This window comes from Microbulbifer maximicatervae (SeqCode) (assembly GCF_052467825.1).
This window is the reverse complement of sequence record NZ_CP174327.1, coordinates 3,169,140-3,191,200: the sequence shown is the minus strand read 5'-3', so window position 1 is coordinate 3,191,200 and position 22,061 is coordinate 3,169,140. Positions and strand designations below refer to the sequence as shown.

19 protein-coding genes and 1 pseudogene are annotated in these 22,061 nt (G+C 44.6%); 5 read left to right on the top strand and 15 right to left on the bottom strand.

Annotated features, from left to right (window positions below; all coding sequences use genetic code 11):
* Positions 1–9 precede the first annotated feature (9 nt).
* From ACJJII_RS14310 to ACJJII_RS14285, 6 genes are all read right to left on the bottom strand, one after another.
* On the bottom strand, positions 10–2,151 hold the full coding sequence (locus ACJJII_RS14310) for a TonB-dependent siderophore receptor (protein WP_444916660.1): 2,142 nt from the start codon (positions 2,149–2,151) through the stop codon (positions 10–12).
* A 347-nt stretch (positions 2,152–2,498) separates the two neighbouring features.
* Complete coding sequence (locus ACJJII_RS14305; RefSeq protein ID WP_444916659.1) at positions 2,499–4,067, bottom strand: AbgT family transporter; 1,569 nt, start codon at positions 4,065–4,067, stop codon at positions 2,499–2,501.
* Positions 4,068–4,147: 80 nt separating this feature from the next.
* Positions 4,148–5,155 (bottom strand): tryptophan--tRNA ligase, encoded by a 1,008-nt coding sequence (locus tag ACJJII_RS14300; protein WP_444916658.1) that lies wholly within the window; start codon positions 5,153–5,155, stop codon positions 4,148–4,150.
* Positions 5,156–5,180: 25 nt separating this feature from the next.
* Positions 5,181–5,864: a helix-turn-helix domain-containing protein gene (locus tag ACJJII_RS14295; RefSeq protein WP_444916657.1), complete on the bottom strand. Its 684-nt coding sequence runs from the start codon at positions 5,862–5,864 to the stop codon at positions 5,181–5,183.
* Positions 5,865–6,202: 338 nt separating this feature from the next.
* The gene (locus ACJJII_RS14290; RefSeq protein WP_444916656.1) at positions 6,203–6,472 is read right to left on the bottom strand and encodes a hypothetical protein; all 270 of its coding nucleotides are present in this window, start codon (positions 6,470–6,472) and stop codon (positions 6,203–6,205) included.
* Positions 6,473–7,474: 1,002 nt separating this feature from the next.
* Positions 7,475–8,473: a helix-turn-helix domain-containing protein gene (locus ACJJII_RS14285; RefSeq protein WP_444916655.1), complete on the bottom strand. Its 999-nt coding sequence runs from the start codon at positions 8,471–8,473 to the stop codon at positions 7,475–7,477.
* A gap of 324 nt (positions 8,474–8,797) precedes the next feature.
* On the opposite strand from ACJJII_RS14285, the gene ACJJII_RS14280 reads away from it, so the two are divergent.
* Both ACJJII_RS14280 and ACJJII_RS14275 read left to right on the top strand, forming a co-directional pair.
* Positions 8,798–9,208: a rhodanese-like domain-containing protein gene (locus ACJJII_RS14280; protein WP_444916654.1), complete on the top strand. Its 411-nt coding sequence runs from the start codon at positions 8,798–8,800 to the stop codon at positions 9,206–9,208.
* Positions 9,209–9,253: 45 nt separating this feature from the next.
* The gene (locus ACJJII_RS14275) at positions 9,254–9,688 is read left to right on the top strand and encodes a hypothetical protein (protein WP_444916653.1); all 435 of its coding nucleotides are present in this window, start codon (positions 9,254–9,256) and stop codon (positions 9,686–9,688) included.
* A 254-nt stretch (positions 9,689–9,942) separates the two neighbouring features.
* Here ACJJII_RS14275 and csrA read toward each other — a convergent pair whose 3' ends face one another.
* The 5 genes and pseudogenes from csrA to ACJJII_RS14250 all read right to left on the bottom strand — a co-directional run bounded on the left by csrA (position 9,943) and on the right by ACJJII_RS14250 (position 15,601).
* On the bottom strand, positions 9,943–10,122 hold the full coding sequence (csrA, locus tag ACJJII_RS14270; RefSeq protein ID WP_413665123.1) for a carbon storage regulator CsrA: 180 nt from the start codon (positions 10,120–10,122) through the stop codon (positions 9,943–9,945).
* A 1,366-nt stretch (positions 10,123–11,488) separates the two neighbouring features.
* On the bottom strand, positions 11,489–12,043 hold the full coding sequence (locus ACJJII_RS14265) for a hypothetical protein (protein WP_444916652.1): 555 nt from the start codon (positions 12,041–12,043) through the stop codon (positions 11,489–11,491).
* 419 nt (positions 12,044–12,462) lie between these two features.
* Positions 12,463–12,663, bottom strand: a pseudogene (locus ACJJII_RS14260) (hypothetical protein); the annotation flags it as partial.
* A 483-nt stretch (positions 12,664–13,146) separates the two neighbouring features.
* Entirely contained in the window at positions 13,147–14,856 is a 1,710-nt protein-coding gene (locus tag ACJJII_RS14255; RefSeq protein WP_444916651.1) for a histidine kinase, read from the bottom strand.
* Positions 14,857–15,298: 442 nt separating this feature from the next.
* Positions 15,299–15,601 carry a hypothetical protein gene (locus tag ACJJII_RS14250; protein WP_444916650.1) on the bottom strand — a complete coding sequence of 101 codons (303 nt, stop codon included), beginning with the start codon at positions 15,599–15,601 and terminating at the stop codon, positions 15,299–15,301.
* 284 nt (positions 15,602–15,885) lie between these two features.
* On the opposite strand from ACJJII_RS14250, the gene ACJJII_RS14245 reads away from it, so the two are divergent.
* Genes ACJJII_RS14245 through ACJJII_RS14235 form a run of 3 tightly spaced genes read left to right on the top strand, consistent with a single transcriptional unit; the run spans position 15,886 to position 18,213 of the window.
* On the top strand, positions 15,886–16,338 hold the full coding sequence (locus ACJJII_RS14245) for a hypothetical protein (protein ID WP_444916649.1): 453 nt from the start codon (positions 15,886–15,888) through the stop codon (positions 16,336–16,338).
* Positions 16,335–17,057: a 4'-phosphopantetheinyl transferase family protein gene (locus ACJJII_RS14240; protein ID WP_444916648.1), complete on the top strand. Its 723-nt coding sequence runs from the start codon at positions 16,335–16,337 to the stop codon at positions 17,055–17,057. The genes ACJJII_RS14245 and ACJJII_RS14240 overlap by 4 nt, the downstream gene beginning before the upstream one ends.
* Positions 17,058–17,109: 52 nt before the next feature.
* Positions 17,110–18,213, top strand: coding sequence for a 3-deoxy-7-phosphoheptulonate synthase (locus ACJJII_RS14235; RefSeq protein WP_444916647.1), 1,104 nt, complete (start codon positions 17,110–17,112; stop codon positions 18,211–18,213).
* A 157-nt stretch (positions 18,214–18,370) separates the two neighbouring features.
* Here the strand turns inward: ACJJII_RS14235 and ACJJII_RS14230 are convergent, their stop codons facing one another.
* The 4 genes from ACJJII_RS14230 to ACJJII_RS14215 all read right to left on the bottom strand — a co-directional run bounded on the left by ACJJII_RS14230 (position 18,371) and on the right by ACJJII_RS14215 (position 22,055).
* Positions 18,371–18,859: a GNAT family N-acetyltransferase gene (locus ACJJII_RS14230; RefSeq protein ID WP_444916646.1), complete on the bottom strand. Its 489-nt coding sequence runs from the start codon at positions 18,857–18,859 to the stop codon at positions 18,371–18,373.
* A gap of 288 nt (positions 18,860–19,147) precedes the next feature.
* Positions 19,148–19,654, bottom strand: coding sequence for a GNAT family N-acetyltransferase (locus ACJJII_RS14225; protein WP_444916645.1), 507 nt, complete (start codon positions 19,652–19,654; stop codon positions 19,148–19,150).
* 155 nt (positions 19,655–19,809) lie between these two features.
* Positions 19,810–20,421, bottom strand: coding sequence for a DUF998 domain-containing protein (locus ACJJII_RS14220; RefSeq protein ID WP_444916644.1), 612 nt, complete (start codon positions 20,419–20,421; stop codon positions 19,810–19,812).
* A 1,115-nt stretch (positions 20,422–21,536) separates the two neighbouring features.
* Positions 21,537–22,055 carry a MaoC family dehydratase gene (locus ACJJII_RS14215; protein ID WP_444916643.1) on the bottom strand — a complete coding sequence of 173 codons (519 nt, stop codon included), beginning with the start codon at positions 22,053–22,055 and terminating at the stop codon, positions 21,537–21,539.
* Between the last annotated feature and the right edge of the window lie 6 nt (positions 22,056–22,061).

Genomic DNA, 22,061 nt, shown 5'->3' with positions numbered 1-22,061 from the left:
CTACACTAACTAAAAAATGTAGCGTGCTTCTGCAGTGACGTAACGACGCTCACCGTAATAACAATCTCCGCGGCTCAGGCAAGCGGTGGTGTGCACTTCATCAGTCAGGTTTTTAGCATTTAACTGGAACTTCCAGCTATCCAGCGTATATCCGATAGTTGCATCATATAAGGTATATGACGGGTTATTTGCAGGGAGAATACCATTAATATCTTCACCGTTATAACTCTCACCAACATAACGAACACCTACTCCCGCGCTCAGGCCGGGCAAAAGCAATCCAAGATCATAGTTACCCCATACAGACATCTGCTCCTCGGGAACAGCGACAATTTGGTCGTCCAAGTCGAGAGAGCTGTAATTCGCAACGATCTGGAGGTCACCAATTTGGCCTGCAGCCTCTAACTCAAATCCGTGAAGTTTTGCTTCACCAATCTGCGTATCATAGTTAGGATCTAGTGGGTCCTGAGCAAGCAGATTCTTTTGCTTTATCTCAAATGCAGAAGCCGTGATTAGTATGTTTGTGCTCTCAGGTTGATACTTCAGACCTACTTCGACCTGTTCACCTTCAACAGGTTCAAAAGGACGGTCCAATCTATCTGACCCCATAACAGGCTCAAAAGACTCGGAGTAGCTGATATAAGGGCTAACACCCATATCAAACGCGTACATCGCACCAAAACGTACAGTAGTAGCATCATCATCGGTCGAACCTCTCAGAGTTTCAGACTCTGTGCTATCCCTACGTACACCTGTAGTGAAAATCCAGTTTGCGAGTGAAATCTGATCCTGGAAGTAAAAGCCCAACTGTTCGGTTTCAGTTCTTCTTTTAATCCAATACTCAGCTGGAACCTGCTCCAAGTCAGAGAGGCTCGTCATTCCATAAGGCACGTAGCCGTATGTTGGATCGAATATATCAATTGTCCCGCCCCAACCCGGAAGATATAAACCGTCTGTACCTGTACTCGCATCCTGGCTATCCAGGCCAAAAGAAACCTGGTGCTCAAATGGACCCGTCGTGATTTCCCCAGAAAAGCGTAGATCAAAGATTAGGAAATCACTACTGGAGTCAGTCATGTATATCGTGCGTGAAACATCACGAATATTTGCATCCTCACGCTGATCAGAAAAAGGGGAGAAATCTGCAAACATCGTATGGTAATCAACATCGCCCTCTGAGTAGCGAATGCTTGCATTCATACCCCAATTCTCACTGAAGCTATGATCGAACCACAGGCTATAAGCAACTTGCTCAGTATCGTATCTATCCCAGCCTGGCTCACTTAAAAATACATCAGTAGGAATATCACCATTTTCATTCTCGACGATGGTGCCACCCCAGGGCAGGAAAGCGGTGGTGGTCCCACTTTCATCCTTTTGGTAATTTGCAAGGAAGGTAATCTCAGTATCGTCACTTGGACGCCAGGAGATCGAAGGCATAAACAAGGTGCTATTGTCTTCAACGTGCTCAACCTGAGCATCCGCATCGCGGGTATAACCAACCACGCGGTAAAGCCACTTGCCTTCGCTATCCATAGCTCCAGTAACATCTGCGGCAACGACTTTACGATCGTAATCGCCGCCTTGTACCATTACCTCACCACCAAAGTCACTTTGCGGGCGCTTGGACACCATATTAACGATGCCGCCAGTAGAGCCCTGACCATAGAGTACAGACGAAGGCCCCTTGAGAACCTCTACACTCTCAAAAGCATAAGAGTTTGCGCGAGCACTATTGTAACTACCAAAAATTGACTGCAAACCATCGATAAACATTGTCGGCTGTACGCCACGCACTGTCGACCAATCCCCTCGGGCATCTACACCGAAAGTACCGCCATTTACACCAGCGACATACTGCAAGACATCCTGAATCTGCTTGGTACCAGTCAGATCCATAAAGTCTCTATTACGCAGAGAAATTGAGAATGGAGTCTCGTCGACAGGAACATCTAACTTACCAATTGAAGTCTGGCGATCTAGGTTCAGATCCCCAATCACACTGATTTCTTCAATTCCTTCATTTTTATCATCCGCAGCGAACGCCACAGAAGAACCGCCCGCAGCAATAGCCAGCGCCAATAAAGAGCGGCTGATTCCAGAAATTACAGGAGAAGCTTTTTGCATACTTTTAATTCGAGCGGTACTCATGGAGATCCCTCAACGCCAACTGAATTTGGATGGGTCACAGTAAAACTGTGACCCAGGTAACTGGGCGCGAATCCTAATAGGAATCGTTATCATCTACAACATTATTGGAACATTTTTTTACTAAAAAGAGCGATGACATGATTAGGGACAAGAAATACGGCATTAAAAGACAACATTGCAACCAGCAAGCTGCACGTTTGTACCATTAGGATGACTTGATGAAATGAGTAAAAGCAGATTCTAAGGCAGGAAAAATACTAAGTGGCTGCTCAACAGCAACCACTTAGATTGGGACTATATATATCGGGATTTGATTTAGAGAGCTCTAGACAAAGATCCCTTACCTTTTAAGGATAGGTATAACTAGCCTGCACCCCCAAAGGCATTCCCAGTGTCCAGTAGGCCACCAGGAACAGCGACCAGCAAATCAGGAACACAACGGAGTATGGCAACATAATAGATACAAGCGTACCAATACCGGTTCCCTTCACATAGCGCTGACAATATACAACCACCAAGGGGAAGTAAGGCATCAGCGGGGTAATAATATTGGTGGAGGAATCACCTACCCGGTAAGCTGCCTGGGTGAGATCAGGGGAGAAACCGATCTGCATCAACATAGGCACAAAGATGGGGGACAGCAGCGCCCACTTGGCAGAGGCAGATCCCACAAATAAGTTGATAAAGGCTACCAGTACAATAATGCCCATCAGGGTAATCGGGCCCGGCAGCTCCATCGCCGCGAGCAAGCTCCCTCCCTCTACCGAAAGCAGCGTGCCCAAGCCGGAGCGGGCAAACTCAGAGATAAACAACGCACAGAAAAAAGCCATCACGATGTAATAAGCCATGGAGCCCATGGTTTTGGACATCGCATCAATAACATCCTTACTCTGGCGGAAGGTACCGGCCGCATAGCCAAATACCACACCGGGAATCACAAACAGCAGGAAGATCAGCGGCACAATCGACTTCATAATCGGCGCTGTGAAGGAGGCTAATTGCCCTTCTGCATCGCGCAAGGCTGAGGTCTCTGGCAGCATCCAGGCCACAAGTCCGACGATACCCGCCACCATCACAGTTACCGCCAGGTACATGGCTTTTTTCTCGCGGGCGCCCAGTTCCTGCATTACCGGCATATCCGCTTCATCGCCATCCACCTCTACATTTTTGAGGCGGGGCTCAATGACCTTATCCGTCAACCACCACCCCAACAGGGTCACCAGCAGGCAGGATGCCGAAGTGAAGAACCAGTTATTAAGGGGGTTTACCTGCATTTCCGGGTTGGCGATTTGTGCCGCTGTCTGGGTAAAGCCTTGCAGTAAGGGATCAATCGCTGAGGGAACAAAGTTGGCAGAAAAGCCGCCTGAAACTCCGGCAAATGCCGCAGCGATACCCGCTAAAGGGTGGCGCCCTGCAGCATAGAAGATCACCCCTCCGAGAGGAATTACCAATACATAACCTGCATCTACGGCTGTATGGCTGACGATGGCTACCAAAATCAACATAGGTGTCAGCAGCATCTGCGGCGTTACCGCCAGCAGCTTTTTCAATACCGCATTGATAAAGCCACTCTGCTCAGCCACACCGACCCCCAGCATGGCTACCAACACCACCCCCAAGGGCGCAAAACTGGTAAAGGTAGTTACCATACCAGATAGGAAGCGAGCCATTTCACTACTGGAAAGCAGGTTGGTTACCTGTATCGCCTCGCCGGTAGCGGGGTGTAAGGCTTCGAAGTTAACACCGGAGAGAAGCCAGGAGAGCACCCAGATTCCCACCATCAAGATCAAAAACAGAACAGCGGGATCGGGTAATTTATTACCAACAACCTCAATAAAATTGAGCGCTCGATTAATCCAGCCATTTTTATTATCGGCACTATTGCCGGCATCAGGATTTGCCTGAACGTTTTCCATGTTTGCACCCTGTACATTTATTATTTTTTATTAAAAAGGAGGCCGATACTCCATGGCCTCCTGCTTTTTCAGGAAAAGCTCTAACCTATCTTGCGGATACCAACCGCGTGACGCAACCTCTCGATAAACGGAGCAGAGTAAGCGCGAGCCTTAATAGCCCCCTTCTCCAGCTCCGTTTCAATTTGTTCCGGGTTGGCCAGCAGCTCATTGTAGCGCTCGCGAGCTTCACCAATCTGTCCATTCACCAGCTCAAACAACTGCTTCTTGGCCTCACCCCAGGCAATGCCCTCTTCAAAAGCTTTGCGCATTTCTGCTGTCTGTTCTTCGCTGGCAAATGCCTGCCAAACCTGGAACACAGTGGAAGTATCCGGATCTTTTGGCTCGCCCGGCTCCAGCAGATTGGTTTTGATCTTATTAATGTGCTTTTTCAGCTTCTTCTCAGGAAGGAACAGCGGAATAGTGTTGCCGTAACTCTTACTCATTTTGCGACCATCCAGGCCTTGCAACACAGCTACGTGGTCGTCAACTACCGCTTCTGGTAAAGCGAAGTGCTCACCGTAGTGGTGGTTGAAACGCTGGGCAATATCCCGGGCCATTTCGATATGCTGTACCTGGTCTTTGCCCACCGGCACCTTATTGGCGTTGAACATCAGGATGTCGGCAGCCATCAGGATCGGGTAACTATACAGCCCCATGGTGACGCCAAAATCGGAATCTTCGCCATCGGCGCGGTTGGCATCTACCGCTGCTTTATAAGCGTGGGCACGGTTCATCAGGCCCTTGCCGGTCATGCAGGTGAGCAGCCAGGTTAATTCAGGAATCTCATGGACGTCGGACTGACGGTAGAACACCACATTGTCGGTATTCAGGCCCAAGGCCAGCCAGGTTGCAGCGATCTCCAGGGTGGACTGATGGACCTGTGCCGGGTCCTGGCACTTAATCAGTGCGTGGTAATCGGCCAGAAAGTAGAACGATTGGTTGTTTTCATCCTGACTCGCGGCGATCGCCGGACGGATTGCACCCACATAGTTCCCCAGGTGTGGAGTACCGGTTGTTGTAATACCGGTTAATACGCGCTGTTTCGTCATAATTCCTTCGTAGTCTGTACTGTCATCAGGCAATAGAGACCGAATCATACCCCTTTAGTGCCCGGGGGTGTATCAACCAAAGGTACCGACTCCCCATAGCCGTACCAACACGCGGCCAGCGTTGAGCCTCTAGCGCCACTTTGGCGGAAACCCGGAATTGGCGCTGATATTCACTGGGCGAAACCCCAAACGCCCGACGGAAATGGTGACGCAAGGTCGCACTACTCTCAAAGCCAGCCAGTTGGGCTGCTCTGTCTACAGACTCCTTACCGGACTCCAGCGCCTTCTGCGCCGCCCGCAAGCGCTGCTGAATCAGCCACTCCTTGGGAGCAATTCCCATCGACTGGCGAAACTTTCGGTCAAAACTGCGGCGGGATAAATGAGCGCGCTGCGCCATATCATCAATTTTGATAGCGCCATCCAAATTGCCAATCGCCCAATCCAGCGCGGCGGAGAAGTGATCCGGCCGTTTGGCAACGGGCATCTCCACATATTGGGCCTGGCCACCCTGCCTATGGGGTGCCATCACCAACCGCCGAGCCACCGAATTGGCCAATTCATAACCATGGTTGCGCCGCAAAAACTCAATGCCCAGATCGATGGCCGCACTACTACCCGCAGCACACGCCAGTGCGTCCTCCCACACGTAGAGAACGTCTCCCACATACTCCACCGCAGAGAAGCGCTCACGAAAACGCTCCGCAAACAACTAATGGGTAGTCGCCTGCCGACCATCAAACAGTCCCAATTCCGCAGGCAGAAAAGCACCGGAGTAGAGCTCGCTAAGCTAAGGGCGGGGTAGGCAAAAGAGTTCGGTGGCGCAACCGAGTTCGAAGAGAGAGACTTGGCAGTGAGCGAGAATCGCTACCTTTGAGTCTTATAACCTCTTTTGTGTGCCATCTATTTTTAAGTAACCTCTAAATACTCGATCACGTAGTAATAATAAAAAGGGAGAAGACGTAAAACAAAGTTTTTGGGGGTTGGTCGTTCTACCCCCGTACTTCATTAAAACCCGATAAGCAACTCATCACTTAAAAAGCTGACTTCTTATCTATTTTCTCTAACATATTTAGAGGCTTTCTCAGACTCTTTTCTCCATTCTTCCTTTGTCATACAAGTCTTTTTCTTAAACCTTGAGCCGGTTGCCCTCTTAGTTTTACATATAAGTTCATCCTCCGCCTGACCCTGCTGAGTAGAATCAACTGAAGACAGTGCGTTAGAATCATCCACCGTATTTTCAACCCCTGATGTAGCGGAAGAACACCCGTAAAAACTTAAAGAACTAACTACAATTACAAGCGGAACAAGAGTTTTCATAGCAATAATCCGTTTTTGCAAATTGGTACTTTAGGTATATTTTGTACTGCAAAGAGCCCAGACAAAAAACAAGCAATTTAGGACAGCGCAAAAAATCAATCATATTATTTGAAATAGTCTCAAACAAGGAAACTGTGGGGACTTAAAATACACCAGCAGCGCATAAAAGCAAATATCTAATAGGTCAAACTTTTAGCGAAACCAGATTAAATACAATCTACTTTTACCCCCACACTCCCAATCAAAGTACAAGCTTTACGAACGCAGAGCTACCGAAACGCTGATTTATTTCCTATCACACAGCATAAAAATCTCACGACAATTCAATTTCAGCCCTTGAACCCTAATTTATAATATTTAGAGTGCATTAATCCCAGACCAACAGATATTTCCCCATTTAATAACTGGGCAGACACCAGCAGGAATAAGCGCTGAGCATTTTTCTAAACCCCGGTAGAAAACCCCTTCTACTGGGTCGCCACTTGGAGATAGTGGGCTGGAATGGCAGGCATTTAGATCTCAAAAATGGTGTTGTACTGCCGAAAATATACCCCAATCCCAGATCGTCTCTGAAACTCACCCCAGCACTAGCTGTAACTCAACTGGAATTTTTAAACTCGTTTCAATGGCTTGGTGGGGTCAGTAGGGGTAGCAAAAAAAGCTAATAGTCAGCTAAATAAATGTTGGGTATACGAACAATTCCTCTCAACTACTCTAGCTTTGCAGAGCTATAGGATTATCATGTTTTATCCAAAATATAGTTTTCCAAAGCCTAAACGAAGGCTTTCAGTATTTCACGACTATTACTTATAAATAAGCGATGAAGAGCCTCCAGAACTGATTCTTTTCGCGTACCTAAAACCTCCCTCCAATCTTTGAGTGCCCAGAATGGGTCGCCTTCGTATTCTATACGGACATCAGACAATAGAGATCGAATCATACCCCTTTAGTGCCCTGGCGTGTATCACGACTCCCCATAGCCGTACCAACACGCGGCCAGCGTTAAGCCTCTAGCGCCACTTTGGCGGAAACCCGGAATTGGCGCTGATATTCACTGGGCGAAATCCCAAACGCCCGACGGAAATGGTGGCGCAAGGTCGCACTACTCTCAAAGCCAGCCAGTTGGGCTGCTCTGTCTACAGACTCCTTACCGGACTCCAGTGCCTTCTGCGCCGCCCGCAAGCGCTGCTGGATCAGCCACTCCTTGGGAGCAATTCCCATCGACTGGCGAAACTTTCGGTCAAAGCTACGGCGGGATAAATGGGCGCGCTGCGCCAAATCATCAATTTTAATAGCGCCATCTAAGTTGCCTATCGCCCAATCCAGCGCGGCGGAGAAGTGATCTGGCCGTTTGGCAACCGGCATCTCCACATATTGGGCCTGGCCACCCTGCCTATGGGGTGCCATCACCAGCCGACGAGCCACCGAATTGGCCAATTCATAACCGTGGTTGCGCCGCAAAAACTCAATGCCCAGATCGATGGCGGCACTACTACCCGCAGCGCAAGCCAGTGCGTCCTCCCACACATAGAGAACATCTCCTACATACTCCACCGCAGAGAAGCGCTCACGAAAACGCTCTGCAAACAACCAATGGGTGGTCGCCTGCCGACCATCAAATAGTCCCAACTCCGCAGGCAGAAAAGCACCGGAGCAAAAAGTAAGAATCTGGCGGCCGGCAACGGCAAACTCAGCGACCGCCCTATGTACACGTTCCAAATAAGCATCTTGTGGTTGTGCATTGGTCGACCAACAGGGAATCACCAGCAAATCATAATCCATCAAACTCTCTACCTGCCGACAAGCCAGAGCCAGACCGCCGGTCGCAAGAGGGCTTTCCTCAGCGAAAGTCACAATTTCACCGGTGTAGAGCTCGCTAAGTTCAGGTCGGGGTAGGCAAAAGAGTTCGGTAGCGCAACCGAGTTCGAAGAGTGAGACCTGCCGGTGGGCGAGAACAGCCACTTTCTGGCTCTTATTAGGCTTTTGTGCCAACGTCGACATAGGTACCTCTAACCCTCAGCAGTTAATTAAATTAGGTTAACGAATAAATCCAACCCAGCATACCCAGTTGAGCAGTTATTGAAAGCAATGCTGGGAATAAAACCCTCAACCTTTGAAGCATAATTTAATAGGTAAATCACCATCATCCTCAAATAAGTAAAGCCGAATCCCACTAGCCAAAGCCGACCCACAAGTTTGCACGCAGAATTGGCGCAAAATTAATGCTATCTGGCTCAGAGGTAGATCGCTCGGAAGCAACCAAAAAGGGACACTATCACCCCTTGGAAACCTGACGAACCACCGAAAAATCACCGGGAGTAATATATGAGTTCAGCCGTAAGTAGAGTACCCGCTGCCAACAGTCAAGATGCGCTAAACCACTTCCAAAACCTTCTATCTTTTGAAACAGACTGCTGGGATGTACACCACGCAGTCAGCCAAAATCGCAAGGATTTCGTACTTTTAGATGTGCGAGGTGAAGAGGCTTATAAAAATGGACATATTCAAACAGCCGAATCCTTACCATACAGCCGTATCAATAAAGACAGGCTGAGCGAATACTCTTCAGATACTTTATTTGTCGTCTATTGTGCAGGCCCACACTGTAATGCGACAGAAAAAGCAGCTATCAGACTGGCCACGCTTAACAGGCCAGTCAAAAAAATGATTGGCGGCATCACCGGATGGTTAGATGAAGGGTTTACCCTCATCCAAGAAACAGCCAAATCAATTTAACTCCTATTGTTAGCCCCTTACAGGATGACATAGCTTGGCATAAGGATGTGTCAAGCTATCAAACGCCGACTCAAAGAAATACGATTAAATGGTACTGATATGTTTGTTCGCCATGCCCACCCCACTGACTGTTTCTATCTTTACAATATGATGCGCTGCTTAGCCAGGCATAATAATTCAACTGACTCCTTCCATATTACCCAAATTGAATTGCAAAATAGGTTGTTTCAGAGGAAAGAGCATCAAATGCTGGTTGTAGAACAAGACCACAATCTTGAGGGGTATATCAGCTTTAATATTATTCCAGAAAATGAAAGCTCGGCGGCCTTAGCTATTATCAATGAGCTATATATCGGGGGTTGCGATACAAACCGAAAAGAAGAAATTACCCAAGTCCTATTGAGTGCAATTTCGAAAGAAGCTCGGAAATATCACTGTACGGATATAAGGTGGAAGATATCTTCGAAGGGGCATGAATAAAAGCCGGATTTTTAGCAAGGATTGCAAGCTCAACTTGTAATACAAAAGAGATGGAGAATTCTAAAGCTCACCTGACAGAAAACAATTAGCCCTTCCGCCACCTAGCTAGCTTTGATATTCAAAAGACCCTTTTGGCAGCAAAGAGACACTCGAACCAGAGTGCGTATATCGCCTGCAAGCCAAAGGCTAAAACTTTATCCCTGGAGTCTAGTATCTTAATCACTTGCCCCAGAATTGTCCCCCTTACGACATATTCAAGCCTCCAATTTCTGTTTCTTTTTGATCCTCACATAGACTTCTTCACGATGGATAGGCAGTGACTTGGGTGCGCTTATGCCTATCTTAACTTGATTACCTTTTACCTCCAGCACTGTGACTGAGACATTTGCTCCAATTCTTAGATATTCACCTGTCCGTCGCTTTAAAATCAACATACTCATTTCCTTCAATAATCAAAATTTGGGCACTTCCGGGATGGGGAACTTGTGATTCAACGTTTGGAGGAAATATGGGGTGGTGCGCGAGGACAGTAGACACAGAAGAGGAAAAGGCGGGCGCTAGACTTCCAGAGCTTGGGAATTGGTCCCAAACTGCTGAATGTACTCCACTTTATTGAATACGAGCGGGTTTCTAGCGTATTATCCATATAGCCATTTTGATAGTCAGATTATCAACTTGGTTAGCTGACCCCGGGTGTTGGTAGCACCTTGGGTTAGCGCCTTTTACTTACTCTTATGTCACGCTACCGTTCTCCTATAAGGGAATGGGTCTTTTAGAAAGTTCTCGATTCTCTCTGGGCTTTCAAGCCTGTAAAGCCTCTTTAACCGGCTCACTCAATTACGATCAAAACACTAAAAATATCTACCGATTCTACGCAGCTTTGACATTAAAACAAACTTAATAAATTCCAATAAGATTATTTTCGCGCCTATATTTTTTAATGTTTCGGATCTGGGAAACTATTACCAAAAACCAACAGCAGCCGTTTAAACTGGACTTTACCTGTGCCTTTTCGAAAACAATAAAGAATAAAGTTCTCAACCACATTGCTACCTGGAAGAGGAAGCAGAAGAAAGTAAGCGTTACCGAAAAGTTAAATAGCTCATCATTTCAATGCACATTGCGAAACAGTGAAGAGTAAGACTGAAATCATCAAGCAGTAAGTCATCGCCCACATTAGCGCTCCTGCCTGGTTATTTTTAGGTTGAAACTAATCGTAACGGCAATGCCTGTGATGACTGATTATAATTCGATTCAATAGCGTATTCGTGCGTCGGCTTCAGGTGAGAAGCCCAAAGACTTCTTCCATTTACCGAGTCTTATAGCCAAAAACATACCTACTAACCAAGAGCGGCTCATCATATCACCTCAACACTGGCGATATCTCAACCAGAATTTTGTAAGCCACCTTAAAGGTGAGGAGGCGTCAGCAGGTTTAGCACAACAATCTTTTAGCAACTTCAATAATCGTCAGGAACTCGGTATTGAAGTGAGAATACATATCTAACTACAGAGAAATAAATTTAAGCAAAATAATCTTAAAGACACGTGAAAACATTAAGGCCGCACCTCCTTTAACATAGAAACCGGAACTCACACTCCAAAAACATCTAAACTACGCCCTTTAACTTTCCGACCAAAACTGTGCCGACCAATTAAAACTGACATCCAAATTTATAATTAGATTCTTAAAAAGTAGTATTCAAGAGGGATTTACCTGCTTCCCATAATGGTATCTACATCAATGGGAAACAGGCATATATTTATTTTGCACTTCAATATCATCCACTTTTATTCTGATTAGCTAACCTCACTCATTACGACACCTTTCAACCCTTTACCTCTTATTCTTGCCAAGAACTCTTCAGAAACAATTATGCCGTCGAGGCAATCAGGAATCCGGAAAATATTCACATCATCCGGAACAAGGTTAGAATGAATGTATAGTTCGGTAATGATGTCCTCACCTCTAATCCCTGGAGTCACCAGGGATCTGCTTTTATCTACACAATCTACTAAGCTTAAGATATTTAATAAGCGATACCCTTTTATCTCTCCACCTGTAGCCTGTGAAAAAAGAGGAAGATCTAAAACTTGCACATCAGAAAAGATTATATCTTTAATCAAATTAAAAAACTTATCTGACAAAGTAGGCCAATCAATCACACCTCCCATAAAATCAGCAAGCTGAAGATTCGTATCCTCAATACAAATCTTCACCCTGGAAAGCTCATCTTGATTACAACGTTTAGCCTGAATAATAGATAGTCGGTCAAAACCCCCTAAATAATAATTATCAACATATGAATAACCTTTTAAGCCCGCTTCAGGCATTAGCTCAAAAAATTTTCTCATGGAATAAAAACCTACCTAGTGTTATGTGGCCTTACAATACCATAAGTAATACCTTATTGAATTGCTTGCACCGCTTGATGTACGCCCTAAAGAGTAACCTACTACCCCTAACCAGCACTGGTTAGCATTCTATTTACACCCCTGCTGTAAATACTAGAGTTTGGACCAGAGTGATTCCCTAACATAAATTGCTTGTAAAGACTTGCTCTTTAATTTACACCAGGCACCAAAGTGAGCGGGTTTTACTGATGGCTGTTTCATTTTGGTCAGAGATACTGTGGTGGTTTTGCAATGGTATACGCCCTTGCTTAGTCAACCCTAAATAGCATTGACCTATCTAACATCGAAACAGTGTCACTTGTAACTGCTAAACTCCTACATTTGAGTAGGGAGCATGTACACCATAACGATAAAATAGGTTATAAGCTTGTATTTTTTGAATATGACTGCGCACCAGTGCATTGATTATCCTCTGTAGAGAATTTGTAGTCGACGCCGAGACTCCCCCTCCTGCTCAAGCCACCTGAACCAAAGCACGCTACTGGATTGCTAGCTACATATGCATAGGCATTCGGCCCATCATCCAACCCAATCGAATCACTCTGGATAAACCACCCAAAATTCGGATCATAATTCCATTAGTAGCTACAATAATACTCAACCTCACCACCCTTTATCTGTGCACACTCGCTGGCTAAACGCAATATAGTATTAGGCGCCTTTAAATACGCTGCTTTCGTTATAGGCCTTAAAGCGATTGGTGCTGGCTTCATAACTATAAACAATACTGCTCTCATAATATTCGTGCTGGTCGCATCCTGCTGGGTGCGATTGCCCACCGAATCGTAGTAATAGCTGTTTTCTCCCTGGGCAAAGCCCTCATTCATAAGCCAGTTTAGCTTGTCGAAGATAAATTCCCGATCCTTTAGGTACTCACAATTTCCAGCCGGTAATCCAAACCTAAGCTGTAACTCTGACTGATGCCATTGCCATAATCCATAGAGCTAAAAGCATCGAAGAACAGATGAGGTATAGTTGGACCCACGAACATGAGTCCAACTGATATAGAAGTATTCTTATAGATCAAGAAAGGTATCGTCTAACTAGTAGACATAAATAGCTCCCGCAGCATCCGCATCATTCAAATCTGGATCAGCCATAAGTCCAGTATCCGAACCCTGCTCCTCTGGAGCACCCACAACTAGGGTATCCCCGTCACCACTTAAAGCGATTGAAGTTCCAAAGTAGTCACGCTCATCGGTGTTATTGGCTTTCAAGTAAGTACTCTCAATCCACTGCCCATCAACCATCGAATACATATAGGCCGCGCCCGCCCTAGATGCCGAGTTGTCAGTGCTATCAGCATAGAAACCTACACCAGCACTACTCTCCTGAGCACCTACCGCAAGCAATGAGCCGTCATTGTTCAGGCTAATAGACGTACCAAAAGCATCATCTTCATCGGTGTTACTCGCTTTAAGGTAGGCACTTTGGTACCAAGAATCCTCCTCATATGAAAATAGATAGACAGCACCATTATTGAAGCCATCGCGATCATCGGGGTCCTCTGAAGCACCAGCCTGAAGTGGGGCGCCCACAGCAAGCAGGCTGCCGTCGCCACTAAAACTAACATCCCAACCAAAGCGATCGCCCACACTTGCACTATCTGCAGTAAGCAACTGTTGTTGAGCCCAGCCTCCATTATTGGAGAAAATATAAGTTGCTCCCCTGCCACCACTCCCGCCAATGGCACCAACCGCGAGAATGGAACCATCATCACTCAAGCTAACGGATGAACCGAAGTCCATATTTGAATTACTATCACTTGCCTTCAAATAAGCTTCTTGACTCCACTCAACCCCAGAATACTGGAAGATATACACTGCACCAGAATCTAGAGCTTCGTCATTATCAGGGCCGCTATTAACACCGGTAGCACTACTATCTTCATATGGGGCTGCTACTGCCAGGGTTGTTCCATTACCACTTAAACTCAACGCCCGACCAAAGAAATCATAATAGCCATGATTATCTGCTCTTAATTTAGCGCTGTGAGTCCACTCCAAATCCTCACGGGTGAATATATGAACTGCGCCAGCTGAAAAGTTATCATCCTCACCATTTTCTTTATAGGCACCAACAGCCAAAGTATTCCCATCGCCACTAAGGCTCACTGCAGATCCAAATGCAGCTCCACTTTCAACCTCTAAAGCTTTTAAAACGGCTCGGTAAACCCAACCATCTTCACCATAATCAAAAATATATACAGCACCTGACCCGCTAGCTGCATTATTAAATTCATTTAACTCATTACTATCTTCGCCAGTCGCACCAACAGCTATGGTAGAGCCGTCATCACTAATCGCTACGGACCAACCAAACTGGTCACCGGCTTCGGCATTACCAGCCTTAAAATAACCAATACTATCGACAACTTCCTCATCAATCGATATTTCAGTTGAATCCAGGCAAGTTGTATCATCACAGCTTTGCAATATATAGCGAGCATTCAATCGCTCAAATAGAGGCACTTTAATTTCTACGACTTCAGAACCTGCAGAAATTTTATCACTAACCACTTCATAGCCAGATTGCCCATCTTTGTTCTCAAGAAGTTGATAATAGGTAGCCCCTTCAACATCCGACCATTCAAAAGTAAACACTTTTGCTGAATTGAAATATAGGTAGGGAGTCGCCGCTTCTGAGATCGAGGGACCTCCGCCACTATCATCTCCTCCACCAGATGAGCCGCCCCCACAAGCGCTCAAGATCACACCACATGCAACAACTACCGAACTGCTTTTAAACTTCACAACATCCCTCCCCAAGGAATATGGATTGAATCGCGCGCAACCCTACCAAGCTTCAATGAAAAGAAAAACCAGAAATAGGATAAAGTGAGAGACGGAGGAGGTTAACAAGTAAAGTAACAGTTACAATGGTTAGTGTCGCGATAACTTGGGAGGCTACCTTTCAAGAAAAATAGTTTCCTACAGCCCCAAAAAAACACATAAAGACAAAAACACAGCAAAAAGAGACACATTATTGAAGGCGAGTAATAAACCAGAGCAAATTAAAATAGAAACGCTAAATAAATTAGATCATTCATAATCGAAATGTAAATGCGTAAAAGTAAAACGATTGAGATGTGATTTTTGGCCTTTGACAACTTTTTCACACTCTTAAAGTGGTGAACCAGCTCTTTTATCAAGTAAAGTGGCTGTGACATTTATCAATAAGCAGTCCTCCCGTTCATTAAATATCAGGTCGGGTATACCCCAACCTACATAATACCACTGCATTGACCAAAATATCCGGCCCCAAGCCATCAGTTAGCAAGCCCTTACAAATACAGGCAACCTCATTAGGGTTAATAATATCCATGGAAATGATCCAATAACCATATTCAGCACATGGAAATTCAATATAGAAATCAAATACTGAAACACTATTTTTACAAAATAAATCGACTATGGAGAGCGTAGAGCTGAGTGCCCCCACAGCATTGCGAATTCCTGCCATCTTAGCCTTGGCAAACCACCCATGACTCCTACTCATAAAGCCACTTGAAGCTACCAGTAGTAACCTGAGCTACCCGCTAGTTAATTTCTGCAGAAAATCCACTGCTTCACAATCCCACACAGGAAGCGGTGGATAAAAAATAGTCAGCGCCATAAGCTAAAGATCAACGAATCCCCAGGCTTGGAAGAATACAAATCGCCACTTCACCAAAACCTCAAATGATAATAATTTTTATTTGCGTTTAGCGCCTAACTGAGGTAGCCTAGCGACCCATCATTACTTCTTCTTAAAAATTAATATTGGGGATAGACCTGTCTATATTGCTCAAGCTTAGAAACACAGGGACTGTCATTACTGCTGTCATGAACTCAAATTTATTTTCATTCACCGCTCCAATTCTTTTTGGGCTTGGCAGCCAGCCGCAGAGTTTGGAGGTAAAGAAGCAATGGATAGGCAGCTATCGCCTAATTCACATTGATGATAAGAATCAAATGCGACACCATGGTCGAACAAACAACCTATGGGTTACCCACTATTTCACAGGCAATACCTTTGATAATTTTAGGGTTATTATTCTAGATAAAATACTTATCTCTATGACCGAGACTCTTTATTTTTTCTCTGCAACAGTTGGTATTGTTACCGCTAGCTCTCTAGGATCAAATGGCTTAAAGAGTGCTGTATATGAAAAAAATCACAGAGAAGAACCTCTTCGCCAAGTACCTCCTCCAAGACGAAAAAATATAGATACTGAAGAAGCTACGACATCATGAACCAGGACCCCTTTAATGATATTTATAACCCTATATCCACGTTTTTAGGTGGGTTTCAAAATATCGAGTCCAATCACTTTTCTGGTTACCTAGTAGAAAGCACCTTTAGCGTGAAAAACTATTGTGACTCATTTTTTGAGCAGCTCAATGTTCCTTTTTCAGATGCATTAAACAACGCTGTCCCGTCCCGACGGGCCGAATTTCTTGCTGGGCGAGCCTGTGCACACTTTGCTCTCAGCAAGCTTGGTATGCCGGTAAAAGAAATCCCTGTAGGAAAAAACCGCTGTCCAGTATGGCCAAATGGTGTACAAGCTTCTATTACCCATGCTAGCAACCGAGCAATCTGTGCAGCCAGCACTACGTCTAAAGGGCTTGGAATTGATTATGAAACAATTATTTCAGATAAAACTGCCGAAGAAATCAAACACAATATAGTCAGTAATTCAGAAGTAAGGCTACTAACAGAGAGCGGTTTTCCTCTGGAACAGTGGCTAATAATAGCTTTCTCAGTGAAAGAAAGCCTTTTCAAGGCGCTATACCCAAAAGTCGGAAAGTACTTTGACTTTCTCGATGCTGAAATTACTGCACTATCGCCCCAGCAACAAAAGTTAGAACTAAGAATTTTGCAGGACCTCTCCCCCAGAGTTCTCAGTGGAAGCACCTATACAGCCACCTATCAACCCCATCAAGGCGGCATATTAAGTATCGTTGAATATTAATCACCACCGACTATACCGACAGCACTTCCGTTAAGAAGAGAAGGACAATTTTATGTCTGACGTTCCAGCTATTCTGAGCGCACGGACTCATATGAAACTCCCGGGTAATGACGAGCTGATCCAAAAAATGCCCTGCCCGTCTGGTACCGCTTTAGCGATCGAGCGAACTCGCCACCAGGTTGCCAGAATACTAAGCGGTGAAGATGACCGCTTACTGGTTGTGGTCGGTCCGTGCTCAATTCACGACCCTGAAGCTGCGCTAGACTATGCGCAAAAGCTGTCCGAAACTCAAAACCAGTTTGAAAACAGTCTTTGTCTTGTCATGCGTACCTATTTTGAGAAACCGCGTACCACCGTAGGCTGGAAAGGTTTTATTTATGATCCTCATTTGGATGGCAGCGCCGATATGCATACCGGGCTCACCAAAGCCAGGGAGTTATTGCTCAACATCAATGCACTGGGACTAGGTACTGCCACTGAATTCCTGTGCCCTCTGAATGCTCTCTACATTGCAGACTTGATTTCCTGGGGAGCTATCGGCGCTCGTACCACGGAGTCACAAACACACCGGGAATTAGCCTCTGCACTTCCCTGCCCTATCGGATTTAAAAACAGTACTGACGGAAATGTCAAAGTTGCAATCGATGCAATTCAGGCAGCTCAATCTCAACAGATATTCTGTACCACAATCCACAATGGAAAACTTGAAGCTATTCAGTCTACAGGCAACCCTAACTGCCACTTAATTCTTCGTGGAGGAAGAAGGCCCAATTACCATACTGAGGACATAGAACAGGCGATATCTCAGCTTGATAATACATCGCTCCCCACCGGCATTATGGTGGATTGCAGCCACGGCAACAGTCAGAAAATACACAGCAATCAAATGGGTGTTGCGAAATCTCTCTGCGATCAAATCAGTACAGGGCAAAGAAATATTTCAGCTGTAATGATTGAGAGCTTCCTCGAAGAAGGAAGCCAAAAAATTCTCCCCTGGGGCAAGATGACCTACGGACAATCGGTTACTGATGCTTGTATCGGCTGGAAGGATACTTATCAGGCGTTAGAGATGCTTTCTGAAGCCGTTGTCAGACGTCGCCATCTATTTACCACCTCCCACAATATGGGAATGGAATTAAATCAAAGTGCTATGTAATAGTATTTCAAGAATATTTAAGCTGCTATTACTTCACTGGCATGGCAGCATTCCAAAATACCGAAGATTGCGTACATCTCCACTAGATTCATAAACCATTAGCCGCAACAATTTGAATTCTCTACTTCCTGCCTGCTACTCTTCAGGTGCAATTACACTAAACTACCTTAGCCATAAGATAGACATCAGCATACTCACCATTTCGAAATGCATAATTTCTTGCAGTGCCTTCGACCTCAAATCCATACTTCTTATATAGACCTATAGCCCGTTCATTATCAGTATAAACCTCTAACTCAATACGGCGAACGGCAAGCCAGTTAATAGATAGGTTGAGCATCGCCTCCAACAACTTTGAGCCAACCCCACTCTTTTGATGCTCTTCACTTACTGCCATACCTATATTTGATACATGCTTTCGCCTTGGATTCGAGAACACCTCCATTCCAATTTGGCCGACGATCATCCCATCCAGAACAGCTACAATGCTATAAAAGTTATCGGGGATATCCCCCAGAAACTTCTCCCATTTATCTATTGAAGGGTATGGGACTTGGAGTGTTCCTGCATAGCAGGAAGACTGAGCATATATATCTTTAATTTCAGGAATATCTTCTTTTCTACTATGTCTAATTTCTATACTCATGGACCCACTCTCGTATCACTTAATATAAATTCCACCAGCTTATTAAATTTTTAAATTAATAATTATCGAGAGTATACTCTCAATATTATGAATTTCGGTAGAGATAACTTTCCTATTATGACTCATCTCCACAACCACGCCTCAATCTAAATAAATACAGCGTCTATCAAAATCCGGATGCATATTTGCTCGTATATTCATTATCACGCCTATAGAACATACAATTTTACTCGTCCACCCTTTTCTATCTGTAAAACGGTGGAAGGTCCATCGCAGTGCAGCTGGCAGTTAAGCTCGTGCCGAGAATGCTTTGTGATATACAACCTCTCCACTCGGAAAGTCGTCATCAAACGACAGTGCCTGGAAATACTCTACGGGTACATCGGGCAAAACCAGCCCTTTGACAACTTTGAAACCAAAACGCCCGTAATAAGTAGGCTCCCCCAGTACAACGCAACCTGCCGCACCTTGTTCTTTGAGGTCAGCCAGGACGCTCCGAACAAGCTTTGAGCCAACCCCTCTTCCTTGATACTCAGGTAGTACTGAAATCGGCCCGAGCCCGAACCAGTTGGCTGAGCCATCAGAAATAACAACTGGAGAAATGGCAATGTGACCTACAATTTCTTCATCCACTTCAGCCACCTTAGATATAAATAATGCATCAGCTTGGCGAAGGGCCTTCACGATAAATTGCTCAGAGTGATCTGTATACGGAGCATCCCGAAAAGCCAAGGTAGTGACTCTGTGGATTGGCTCAATATCTCTTTTACTCTCTTTGCGTATCTGAATATCCAAATTTTGTTCTCTCTAAACTTCTTAAAATATTTTCCCGGCTTTGTTGTATTGAAATTTTTTCTTTAAATTGACACTCTTTCTATCTCCCACAAGTAGATTACTTTTTGAGTAAATTCCTACGATTCTTGATTCATCTGATTTGATACCTTAACGCATTACGCAACAGGCATTGAATGTGACGCAACTTGTCCATGTACCTTCTTTTTGGCCGACGATGTAAGCTGATAAGCTGCCAGGCCATACCATATCAAAGTAACGGCCACCCAAATCCTTTGTGTAACTCCTTTGTATCCAACAGGCATATATCCGTAACTAAAGAACCAAAAGAAAACAACGTGAATCAAGGTTACAAGTACGCATAAATCCTGGAATTTCTTTGAGATATAATAATTGCGCATCTCTAAAGCAAATATAACAGGAACAACCATTAAGATACTTGTTAGTCCATATACATCATGTAATGGGCTATTCATAATAAAGAGCCCCGCAAAAATCCATGTCACACCAAATGCAAACATCGTTAAAAAAGTATATTTAGCCTTTGCGAGAGACAAACAAGCCAGTGAAAATATACACATAGAAAGACCAATCAATATATCTGTAAGTCTATGTGAATATGAAAAGAAAGGTGATTCCAATGCTAACTCACTAATATGCTGAGTCACAATACTATAGCCTGGCAAAAACAACCCCAAGAAAATATTATACAGTGCAAACACAGGTATCAGCATTGCCTGCCTAATGAATATCAAATCCCGATTACCCAAAACTCACTCCATCTTGTAGAAAAATTAACATCCACATCTCAGACAAGCCAGCGCTACCTGACTGCCCAATGCAGGCTCATGTGATCGAAAAACACGGCATCAGCTTATCAAGTAACACCCTACATTGTGACGTAAAGTTGCCGAGAATACGCATGGTAGCGATTTATAGCCAATAAGGCATTTTCCAGGATACTCTCTTCAACACTATTGCCAAATAAGAGCGCGTACCTAGAGTTCTCCGAATCTTGTATTTTGAACTCGTACTCAATATCGAAGTACTCAGCTAAAATATCCTCGATATAATCGAGATGATCCCAACTGAAAGACTCTAAACACATGCCAAAATCTGGATCACAGGAAATTCTAAGTTCTTTCAATAATGTCGATCTATCTACCATAGTCACTTAATGCCAATCACTCATGGGATGGCTCGAAGCGCTGCCCCCCCAGAAAGCATGATAGCCTTAGTACTTACCAGATGCATTCTGCTTAACAGGAACTTCTGATCTGTAGTACTTCATATGCATATTTATCTAATTCATCTTCATTTGAATAAATATCAAGGTAAGCTACCCTGTGCTCTTTTATCAATTTGAAAATCTTACACGTGGCTTTCTTGCTTTCACTATCTGTAGACGGTAAGCACCCATCACTAATCATGACAAATGTGTCAACTGACATTCGCAATATCTCTGAGTAACTGCGTAATTCCCTATGTCTGTTTCTACCAGCGTTCTATTACTACCTACTGAATTAAGATATTTATCTTTAAGGGTATACAAAGAAGCTATTTGTCACTTTGTACAAAGGTACCCCTAAAGACATCTTACAGCCGCACAATATATCAACATTTCCCTCATTTTTACGACATATGCAAATCTGTATATATCAATCCAGTTACGCACATTTTACAATGGACGTAACCATTTCCCCGAGGTGTTCGCAACAGGCGGAGACGGTACAGGCTACATTCAATATAGTTAAAGTAGGGAGATATTAGAATGCTCTTTTCGTTCCATCGCTATACTGGAGGACTTCTTGAATTTTACTATTTGCGCTATACCACTCTCGACAATCCAGAGTAGGAAAAAGCGGCACTTGGCTAGGCTGCAAAATCAGTATCCAGCAGCCTTATAGGGACCAAAGTTCTTACGATAAACAAGTAACGTTCGCTTGTAGGCGCAAACCCATTCACCATGTTGATTTTGAGCGCGGGAATATATGCTGAGCAACCCCTGTTCAGACCTTGATTTTGACTCCCTCTTGGAAAGTATCTCAGATTCGAAGTATAAAGTATCTCCTACGTAAACTGGCTGCAACTCACAGTCACTCATCTCCAAGTTGGCCACAACCTTTCCAAACGTTCTAGTTGTATGCGCCATTGCACTTAAAACAAATGTCTCCAATACTCGTTGCCTATCACCATAAACTCGACGCGCATAAACCTTATCAGTGATAAACGGGCTGAGATCGAATGAGCGAAGTGCATAGTCGACACAGCTAGCTTCAGTGAAGGTTCGGCCTGGGCGATGTTCGAATACTTGCCCCACTTCAAAATCTTCAAAATCTATTCCGACCGTTTCTATATAAACGTTATCTTCTACTTCCCGCAAAAAATTAAATGACTCTTTCATTGAGGT

Coding starts and splice junctions, on each gene's coding strand:
- ACJJII_RS14310 (WP_444916660.1), bottom strand. CDS start 2,151: ATGAGTACCGCTCGAATTAAAAGTATGCAAAAAGCTTCTCCTGTAATT.
- ACJJII_RS14305 (WP_444916659.1), bottom strand. CDS start 4,067: ATGGAAAACGTTCAGGCAAATCCTGATGCCGGCAATAGTGCCGATAAT.
- ACJJII_RS14300 (WP_444916658.1), bottom strand. CDS start 5,155: ATGACGAAACAGCGCGTATTAACCGGTATTACAACAACCGGTACTCCA.
- ACJJII_RS14290 (WP_444916656.1), bottom strand. CDS start 6,472: ATGAAAACTCTTGTTCCGCTTGTAATTGTAGTTAGTTCTTTAAGTTTT.
- ACJJII_RS14285 (WP_444916655.1), bottom strand. CDS start 8,473: ATGTCGACGTTGGCACAAAAGCCTAATAAGAGCCAGAAAGTGGCTGTT.
- ACJJII_RS14280 (WP_444916654.1), top strand. CDS start 8,798: ATGAGTTCAGCCGTAAGTAGAGTACCCGCTGCCAACAGTCAAGATGCG.
- ACJJII_RS14275 (WP_444916653.1), top strand. CDS start 9,254: ATGTGTCAAGCTATCAAACGCCGACTCAAAGAAATACGATTAAATGGT.
- csrA (WP_413665123.1), bottom strand. CDS start 10,122: ATGTTGATTTTAAAGCGACGGACAGGTGAATATCTAAGAATTGGAGCA.
- ACJJII_RS14265 (WP_444916652.1), bottom strand. CDS start 12,043: ATGAGAAAATTTTTTGAGCTAATGCCTGAAGCGGGCTTAAAAGGTTAT.
- ACJJII_RS14250 (WP_444916650.1), bottom strand. CDS start 15,601: ATGAGTAGGAGTCATGGGTGGTTTGCCAAGGCTAAGATGGCAGGAATT.
- ACJJII_RS14240 (WP_444916648.1), top strand. CDS start 16,335: ATGAACCAGGACCCCTTTAATGATATTTATAACCCTATATCCACGTTT.
- ACJJII_RS14235 (WP_444916647.1), top strand. CDS start 17,110: ATGTCTGACGTTCCAGCTATTCTGAGCGCACGGACTCATATGAAACTC.
- ACJJII_RS14230 (WP_444916646.1), bottom strand. CDS start 18,859: ATGAGTATAGAAATTAGACATAGTAGAAAAGAAGATATTCCTGAAATT.
- ACJJII_RS14215 (WP_444916643.1), bottom strand. CDS start 22,055: ATGAAAGAGTCATTTAATTTTTTGCGGGAAGTAGAAGATAACGTTTAT.